We start from the raw sequence: 9,272 nt of genomic DNA, 5'->3' as shown, positions 1-9,272 counted from the left end.
ACACCGACCTTGGCCTTCTCCCAAATGAGACAAGCTCGTCTTCCCTTAGTCCCACTCTCGGTGGTCTTTCTTAACGAAGCGGCAGGATTCACTTTATGTTACGGTCCGCTGATTTGCTCGCTCCCTTACGGGATACTTTGTCACAGGGCTTCAACCTTAGGATCTCTCCACCAGTTGCCTGTCAGCTACGAGGCGACTTGGCTCTTACCTCGGTTGGACTTTCACCAACTAGCAATTAACGGCTTGCTGGGCGCGCTGGCCGCCTCAAGCTAAATCTATCCACAAGAGAAGTATTCGTGGATGGGAAGAGTGTAGTGCTCACCCCGAGGGAATATGAATTATTGCGATTATTTGCCGAACACCCCAGGCATGTTTTTGCATATGAACAGATACTTTCGAAATTTTGGAACGGGGTAGGCGACAGGCATACGATTCGGGTGCACATCGGCCGACTTCGCGAGAAAATTGAATCCGATCCGAACCATCCTCAATACCTAGTCAACGTATGGGGAATAGGGTATCGCTTCGAGGGAGGTTAAGATGAGAACACTTCGTATTCGTTCGTTTACTATACTGCTTTTCTTTTTCTTAATGTTAGTGCCGTGGATCTTTTATGTGACAACACACTTCATAGAGACAAAAACGCTCAGCTTCGCAAAAAACGGAGCTCAAGCCGAGATTCTGCAAGGACAATGGATCGAGAAGATCGTACAGCTGATCGAAACCAATTCGGACAAATGGAGGGATCCGAATTGGCAAAACCAATTGCATCATGAGTTGCAACAAGCGAAAATGGAAGCGGCTATTCTATCTGCATCAGATCAAGAAATTTACCGTTCTAATCCGCAGAGCCATGGCATATTGCCTTCTACCGAACGGTTCTCCATTATAGAGGACGGTCATTTACTTGGAAAGGTCATTATTTATCTTCCGAAGTCAAATGGGGTTCGGATCATTTCGATATTTGCCGGGCTATTGTTAGCTTTTTTTATTGTCGGTGTTGAAATGCGAAGGTTTCTTCTTAAGCCTCTCGAAAAGATGAGTTTTGCAGCTAGAAAAATCGCTGCAGGAGATTGGGGCGTGGAGTTGCCTAGATCCAGGATCACCGAAATCTCTGAAGTACGCGATGCATTCGAAGTGATGGTGAATGGAATACAAAAAGCTTTTCAAAAACAAGCGGAATTGGAAGAAGCACGCCGATTCGTGATCGCAGCAGTTGCGCATGATTTGCGGACTCCACTCTTCGTATTAAGAGGATATTTGGATGGTCTGGAGCAGGGCATTGCCCAATCTCCGGATAAAATAACCAAGTATTTGGCGGTTTGTAAGGAAAAATCGGCGCAATTGGACCGGTTGGTAGAGGACCTTTTCACATTTACAAAGATGGAGCATGTGGAGATGAATCTTAACAAGCAAACGATTGATTTTAAACTCATCATCCTGAAATCGATTGACAGTTTAAGTCCGCTAGCTCGCCAAAAGAACCTCTCGATCTCGACCCATACTGTAGATGACTGCTTCATTAGCGGTGATATGCATTTATTGGAACGAGCGATGAACAATTTGTTGGATAATGCCGTCAGACACACACCCTCGTTTGGTGAAATTGTTGTTCAATGTTATAAAGAAGGTAACAAAATAAAGTTTATGATCCGTGATACAGGCCCGGGCTTCCGCCAATAAGTATTTACTGGGATGCTTTCAGCCCTATCACGCTTGTATCGATAATGCTATTCATTCCGCAGCAGGACCACAACTACGCGAAGATTGCAGCACGATCATGCGAATACAAGGCGAGACAGAGGCAACAGGTGGGGCTAAGATCACAAGGGGCTATAACTTACCGTCAGATTATGTGCTTCATACGGTAGGTCCCATTGTACCTAAAGAAACTAAATTAACAGATAAACATCGTGTCGAGCTGGCTGGAGAGCGTAAAAAGTTTTGTGTAAATAGTTAAACTTCCCATTAAGGAGATGATCATTTATGCAAGACAAAAGAGATCTTACGATTAAAGAATTGGCTAAGGATTGCCGCACGATTGAGGATGTCCACATGATGCTGAAGGACCTGTTTCGTGACACGATCCAGCAGTTGTTTGAAGCTGAAATGGATGAGCATTTGGGCTACAACAAGCATAGCTCTGAAGGTGATCATACTGGAAACAGTCGAAACGGCTACAGCAAAAAGACGGTAAAAACCAAATTTGGCAATACTGAACTCCGTGTGCCTCGCGATCGCAACGGCGAATTTGAACCTCATATTGTAAAAAAACACGAGACTACCGTGAATGGCTTAGAGGACCAAATCATTGCTCTCTATGCGAAAGGGATGTCTACGCGAGACATTGAGGAGCACGTGAAGGATCTATATGGAATTGAAGTATCAGCAGCGATGGTCAGTAAAGTAACGGATAAGATCATGCCAATGGTAGCGGAATGGCAATGTAGACCACTTGACCGCGTTTACCCCATTGTATTTCTTGATGCCATTCACTTTAAAGTTCGCCAAGATAATCGGATCATCAATAAAGCAGCATACAGCGTTCTAGGAATTACTATGTCTGGACATAAGGATATTTTGGGTATCTGGATTGGCGAGCACGAGAGTGCTAGCTTTTGGCTAAATGTGTGTACGGAGTTGAAAAGTCGTGGAGTCGAAGATATCCTGATTGCGTGTAAGGACGGGCTTTCCGGGTTTTCAGAGGCCATTAACGCCGCGTTTCCGAGAACGCAGATTCAGCTATGCGTCATCCATCAGATACGGAATTCCATGAAATATGTACCGTTCAAGGAAGAGAAACTAGTCTTGGCGGACCTAAAGAAAGTCTATCAAGCTCTTACGTTAGAAGAAGCCGAAGTTGCCTTCTCTGCCTTTAAAGAGAGGTGGGAGAAGAAGTATCCGATTATTATCCGTTCCTGGGAAAATAACTGGATTGAGTTGACCGCTTATTTTACCTATCCTCCAGAGATTCGCAAGATGATCTACACCACGAGTGTGATTGAGGGATATCACCGTCAACTCCGCAAGGTAACAAAAACGAAAACCGCCTATCCGTCTGATGATGCTCTGCGTAAAATCATCTATCTTGCGACGATTGAGGCTTCGAGGAAGTGGACTATGCCAGTCAGGAGTTGGAAAGAATGTATATCGCAGCTTGCCATCCATTTTGGGGATCGGTTGCAAGCGGAACTGTCCGCCTAATCCAACTGTTGAGCCGGCTTGACATGGAGCCTCTGCGGGCATGATTTCTTGCGATTGGGCGATGCCAGTATACCATGCATCGCATGGCGAACCAGCCTATCATGCCCGCCCCTCCATGTAAAGCCTATGATGTAACTCTTCATTTCTTAAAAACCCATTTACACAAAATAATTTACATTCCCGCTGGCTGCTTGTTATCGCGCTTGTTTGGAACTAGCGGCTAAGATCCCGGATATAAAGAGTATTACATTTTGTGCGATCTCAACAGGGGTTTTTGGATTCCCCAAGCCTGAAGCTGCAAAAGTAGCTGTTCAAACGGTGAATGATTGGCGGCTTCTTGTCTGGATTTGAAGTAGGTCAGGCGGCATTTCAATCATTGCTTCGAGTATCCTTCTTGTAAGAGCTACCTTTCGATCGAGCGGCTGGTAAGGATCCGTTGCAGAGGACATAAAGATATTAATAGATTTGTTTCTGCGACGTAGTCTGACCACCTCAGCCAGATAGTTTTCTGCTGCGTTCGTTTTAATATCCACCCATTCTCCCCATGGAATATCCTTAAACCGTTGAATCGGCATTTCCCTTACGTAGCAATACGTGCAAAAAAAGGCACAGCCACTGTACGGATTCAACGAATGGGTAAATCCGACATCCAGATAACCTTTCACTTCGCTAAGAATGTTCTTAGACAGGATATCTTTGATCTCTATATTCATTTAACTGGGTACCTTTCCGGAAGATCAGGACTTGAACACGCGCAAATATTCCGAACGTAAGAGCCGCCAGTTCACGAATCAGTCGCTCATCAATCCCCGGCTGAAAGGAGAAGTCGAATTCGTTCAGCGTGCGCCGAAAAGGAAGGTGGGACAGCTTCATGCGAACCTCTACGTTTCGGCGCTGGCGCTCTTGTATCTCAGCGTCCAGCAATTCAATGAGAAAAGAGAGATACGTACTTTGGCTACGACTGGCGGCTTCCAGCTTGGCATCGAGCGATTGGGCCGCTTGGCCCAATCCGAGCTCCTCCAAACGGTGACGGGCTTGTTCCAGCTCGATCATACGCCCACCTCTACAAGATGCTCATACACGTCCAACGGACGCACTTCCACGTCTTGAACAGGAATCTGAACGCCTTGCGGCTTTGGATAAGCATATCCCTGAGCCGTACTCAGATTCGCGTATTGGCCCTCACACATGACGAGCATTCGGGATCGGTACTGCTTCTCGTGCCGAGCGATGAGCTGCTTCTCACAGTAAATTTCGATGAATCCGTTTATGTCTCGCACCCTTACTTCACGTCCGCTATACAGCCATGGAACGCCATAACGAACGCCGTCGTAGCTTACAAATCCGTCACGGCTTACCTTCCGCGGTTCAAATCGGTACTTTGCCCAGCGTTCCGGAGACGGAAGCATACCGAGCTTCTCTTGTGCCAAGCGATCGATCAGTCTTTCTCCAGTTGTACCGTGGATCCGACGGTTTTGCTCATCACACCACTGTCTGGCTTGGCGATTTAGGTCACCAAGATCGGTGAATGATCGCCCTGGCATGAAGCTTTGCTCAATGAACTGAACACTTCGTTCGACCTTTCCTTTCGTTTGGGGACGACGAACGCGACAGACCTTGGGAATCAAGCCGATTGCAGCAGCAAAATCTTCAAACAACGGATGCCATCTCGGCTTACGATCATCGCCCATGCCTAGAATCACGGTCTTCATTTGGTCGGTCAGCATGGTCTTCGGGACACCACCGAAGTATTCCAATCCGTTCATCAGGCAGCGTAAGAAACTGTGGATATCACAACGCTTTGTAAATTCGATGTACATGGCTCGAGAGTAACCTAACACCATCGCAAAAACGGGGATTTTACGCACTTCACCGTTTAAATCGATGTACTCGCAAATCTTCCAATCCACTTGGGCTTGGTACCCGGCTTCTGTCTCATAGCGTTGCACCGCAGGTGCATGCTTTGGAGGCCGACGGGGCTTCACATAGTCCTTGATGATCGTAATACAAGAGACGCAGCAGAACTTCACAATTAAAAATCCCCTTTTCCAGGCATTGATCCAGCAAGGATTTGAACGGATCGAGCTTGGAAACTCTCTTCTTTCGTGAACGAGGTTCCGGAATTCCGTCTGCACGGAGGTATTTTCGAATGGTATTACGAGAATAGCCCGTTTCTCTTGTGCTTTCGCGGATACTCTTGCCGCTCGCTTGAAGTTCGTGTAATCTGATCACAGTCCCACTCCTTAGCATATATCTCCCCTCTGAAGCTACTTTGGTCGGTAATTTCAGAGAGGTATTCTACAGGGGTGGGTCATTTTCATTCCGGCGAACCTGGGTCAATTATATCCCGGCGGTGACATTTGGGAACATTTTTGTGGTTTGAAAACCGTTCAGCAAACCCTACGGTATATCTTATATTATTATAACATATTAACGCAGTGAATAGATAAAGATTCTTGACAAAATAAAAACTGCCGACAGGTACTTTGTCGACAGTCTGAACCACCCGTTGGACGGGGGTTATGATTTGTTGACTTCCAACATCCGAAGCAGAATCACCGTCGCTTCTGCGCGGGTTGCGATTTCGTTTGCTACAAAACGGTTTCCTCCCCGCCCATCGACAATGCCAAGTTTGCAGATCGCTTCGACTGCACCTTTCGCCCATTGTGGAATCACTTCATCATCGGCAAAGCCGGTTGACATGCCGGGATTCGTCTGCAATGTAAGGGACCGGGCGATCATTGCCGCCATCTCTGCACGCGTGATGCGGTTGTTTGGCCGGAAACTGCCATCATCGTATCCATCGATAATTCTCGCCTCTACCGCCTGTGCAACGGCTTGTTTTGCCCATTCGCCGATTTGTTCGTTGTCGGCAAACGTAAGTGCTGTACCTTCACTTTTCAGTTTCAGAGCGCCTGCCAGCATCACGGTAAACTCGGCGCGAGTGACCGGATTGTTCGGTTTAAATGTGCCGTCTGGATAACCGCTAACGAAGCCTTTCTCTACAGCACGCAGGATGTAGTTCTTTGCCCAATGTCCGGCGATATCGGAAAATTCAATGGCCGGTTCGGACGGTTGTGGCGTTTCGCGGTAAATGGTCAACGTATAGTTTTTCTCCGCATCATTTTCTGCTCGTACCGTTAATACGAACGTATTTTTGCCTTCCTCCAGATCGACTTTCGCCCTGTCGGCCATGACTTTATCCTGTAGAATGACTTTGGCTGCGGAGTGCGCTTCTTTTACTACAAGCTCCACTTGTTCGGATGTTGTACGTGCCGTATATGCCGTTGTTCCAGAAGCAAATGAAGGGCTTAGATTCAATGGTTTGCCTCCCGCCCATACTTGCAGATCCGCAAGATCCGCATTGTTGGACAACCCGCGACCTCCGCCACCACCACCGGAACCGCGGTTACCTCCTGATGCTCTTGGGGTCGCTGTCGCTACATTGGAGAAATCACTGGTTCCTTCTGCAGAGACAGCCTTCACTGCGAATACATACGTTTTTCCGTTCGTTAATCCGGTGACGATGTAGGAGTTCATTGCAATATTCGATTGAACGAGCCTCCAGTTCGCCGGATCGACCGGAGCTGATGCGCCTTCTGCTTGGTAAACCGCGTAAGTCACGCTGCCTGTTTCCGTGACCGCATCCCACTCCAATGTAACGGAACGATTAGCTGCCGAAGCTGTCAGATTCGCAGGTGCAGGTATCGTTTCAATCGTATACTGTTCCTCCATTAGTTCGCTGTCGAGCATGCCGGACTTCATCGCGATTGCCTTGATCGTCATCTCCGAAGCAACTTCGATTGGTGCGGTATATTCCATACTGCTGCGGCTCGGCGTGCTGCCGTCCGTCGTGTAGTAAATTGTTGCTCCCTCGGTCGCCGTGCTCAATGTCACCCTTGTACCAGACGGAACCGCACCGCCTGAGGGATCTGCAACCGGTTTGGCGACTTGCTCGGGAGACAAGATCGTATAATGCTCCTCCATCACTTCGCTGTCGAGCATACCGTCCTTCGCGGCAATCGCCTTGATCGTCATCTCCGAAGCAACTTCGATTGGTGCGGTATATTCCATACTGCTGCGGCTCGGCGTGCTGCCGTCCGTCGTGTAGTAAATTGTTGCTCCCTCGGTCGCCGTGCTCAATGTCACCCTTGTACCAGACGGAACCGCACCGCCTGAGGGATCTGCAACCGGTTTGGCGACTTGCTCGGGAGACAAGATCGTATAATGCTCCTCCATCACTTCGCTGTCGAGCATACCGTCCTTCGCGGCAATCGCCTTGATCGTCATCTCTGTTGTCACTTCGATGGGCGCGGTATATTCGGCACTGCTGCTTGTCGGTTCGCTGCCATCTGTCGTGTAGTAAATCGTCGCCCCCTCGGTCGCTGTGCTCAACGTCACTTTGGTGCCGGACGGAACTGCGCCGCCGGCCGGGTCTGCCACCGGCTTGGCGACCTGTTCCGGCACTTCAAGTAGAAATGCTCCGGAATGGACTGTAAATAATTCCTTGCCATCTTCATCTTCGGCATAAATGTGCACATACCAGGTACTATCTGTCGTTTGCGCATCATCCAGGGAGTGATTAAGGGTATCTCCGCTTTCAAACGCCGTCCAGCCGTCGCCTTCCGGTTCGGTTGGCAAAGCCGGAGTCTCTTCAGTTGTTGTCCACTGATATTGCAAGCTGAACGTTTTGCTCCAGAGCGCCTTGACAGTCGTCGCCGCTTCCTTTTGCACCTGTCCGCCGCTGCTCCATGGATCGAAATTCAGAAATAGAATGTCATTATTTTGGGCATAGTCTTGTGCCTGAGATTCAAATTCCCCGATGATCACTTTAAGGGGATTGTTCCTAAATAGACTTGGGCCGAGCAATGTGACCTTATCAGAAATTTTTATACTGGTAAGCCGGTTGTTCGCAAACGCCGACGCCCCAATACTTTCGACACTGTCCCCGATCTGTACGCTGGTGAGTTGGTTTTCTTCAAATGCCGAATTCTCGATAGTCGTCACTTTGTCCGGAATCGACACCTTTTGGAGTTGGTTTTTATAAAATGATTGGGAACCAACGATTAACAAGCTGTCAGGGAACGTTACGCTGGTGAGTTGGTTGTTCGCAAACGCCTGAGCCCCGATACGCTCTACGCTGTTTCCGATCTGTACGCTTTTTAGCCTATTGTTTCGAAATGCTCCGTCCCCGATGTTTGTCACACTGTCCGGGATAATCACGTCCTCAAGTAGATTGCTATCGAATGAACTTCGTCCGATCACCTTCACTTCTTTCCCTATTACTACAGACTTAAGGTAATTCCCGTAAAAAGACCAATCTCCAAGGCTCGTTACACTATCCGGGATAATCACATTGTTGAGACTCTTCAAATAAAAAGCTCTCTCCCCTATTTCTCTTACTGGCCTGCCATCCAAAGTATCGGGGATACTCAGTTCCGTATTTGTCCCGGTATAACCGGTAATGATCACATATTCACTGCCCTCAGGATCCGTCTTGATTTCGTATTCATAATCTCCTGTTGCTCTTGGGGTCGCTGTCGCTGCATTGGAGAAATCACTGGTTCCTTCTGCAGAGACAGCCTTTACTGCGAATGCGTATGATGTTCCATTCGTCAATCCCGTGACGTTGCAGGAGTTCGTGGTAACATCCGATTGAATGAGTTTCCAGTTCGCCGGATCGTCAGGAGCTGATGTACCTTCCGCCTGGTAGACCGCGTAAGTCACGCTACCTGTTTCCGTGACCACATCCCACTCTAATGTAACGGAACGGTCACCCGCCGAAGCCCTCAAATTCGTCGGTGCAGGTATCATTGCAATCGTATAACGCTCCTCCATCACTTCACTGTCCAGCATGCCATCCTTCACGGCTATTGCTTTGATTGTCATCTCTGTTGTCACTTCGATGGGCGCGGTATATTCGGCACTGCTGCTCGTCGGTTCGCTGCCATCTGTCGTGTAGTAAACCGTCGCTCCTTCAGTTGGCGTACTCAATGTCACCTTGGTGCCGGAAGGAACCACACCACCGGAAGGATCTGCCACCGGCCTGGCGACCTGTTCCGGCACTT

Annotated in this window: 5 protein-coding genes and 4 pseudogenes; 5 read left to right on the top strand and 4 right to left on the bottom strand. The window is 48.4% G+C overall.

The genetic code is table 11. The features are described from left to right. Window positions 1-257: 257 nt before the first annotated feature. The 5 genes and pseudogenes from EDM54_RS22295 to EDM54_RS22275 form a co-directional block, all read left to right on the top strand. A pseudogene (locus tag EDM54_RS22295) lies at window positions 258-539 on the top strand (winged helix-turn-helix domain-containing protein); the annotation flags it as partial. Window position 540: 1 nt separating this feature from the next. Further along, on the top strand, window positions 541-1,683 hold the full coding sequence (locus tag EDM54_RS22290; RefSeq protein ID WP_122912846.1) for a sensor histidine kinase: 1,143 nt from the start codon (window positions 541-543) through the stop codon (window positions 1,681-1,683). Beyond that, window positions 1,673-1,876: pseudogene (locus EDM54_RS22285) on the top strand (macro domain-containing protein); the annotation flags it as partial. The gene EDM54_RS22290 and the pseudogene EDM54_RS22285, both read left to right, overlap by 11 nt. Before the next feature lie 110 nt (window positions 1,877-1,986). Then, the gene (locus EDM54_RS22280; protein ID WP_122958801.1) at window positions 1,987-3,204 is read left to right on the top strand and encodes an IS256 family transposase; all 1,218 of its coding nucleotides are present in this window, start codon (window positions 1,987-1,989) and stop codon (window positions 3,202-3,204) included. 183 nt (window positions 3,205-3,387) lie between these two features. After that, window positions 3,388-3,555: a macro domain-containing protein gene (locus EDM54_RS22275; protein ID WP_081787894.1), complete on the top strand. Its 168-nt coding sequence runs from the start codon at window positions 3,388-3,390 to the stop codon at window positions 3,553-3,555. On the opposite strand, the pseudogene EDM54_RS22270 reads toward EDM54_RS22275, so the two are convergent. From EDM54_RS22270 to EDM54_RS22255, 4 genes and pseudogenes are all read right to left on the bottom strand, one after another. Next, window positions 3,537-3,917: pseudogene (locus tag EDM54_RS22270) on the bottom strand (radical SAM family protein); the annotation flags it as partial. The gene EDM54_RS22275 and the pseudogene EDM54_RS22270 overlap by 19 nt on opposite strands. Continuing rightward, window positions 3,886-4,257 (bottom strand): ATP-binding protein, encoded by a 372-nt coding sequence (locus tag EDM54_RS22265; RefSeq protein WP_024985588.1) that lies wholly within the window; start codon window positions 4,255-4,257, stop codon window positions 3,886-3,888. The pseudogene EDM54_RS22270 and the gene EDM54_RS22265, both read right to left, overlap by 32 nt. After that, a pseudogene (gene istA / locus EDM54_RS22260) lies at window positions 4,254-5,454 on the bottom strand (IS21 family transposase). Before istA ends, EDM54_RS22265 begins: the two are co-directional and overlap by 4 nt. A gap of 270 nt (window positions 5,455-5,724) precedes the next feature. After that, window positions 5,725-9,272 (bottom strand): chitobiase/beta-hexosaminidase C-terminal domain-containing protein (locus EDM54_RS22255; protein WP_148040236.1); only part of this gene is annotated, 3,548 nt, incomplete at its 5' end.

Source organism: Brevibacillus borstelensis (assembly GCF_003710865.1).
Classification (GTDB): Bacteria; Bacillota; Bacilli; order Brevibacillales; family Brevibacillaceae; genus Brevibacillus; species Brevibacillus borstelensis.
This window is presented reverse-complemented; position numbering and strand designations above follow the sequence as displayed.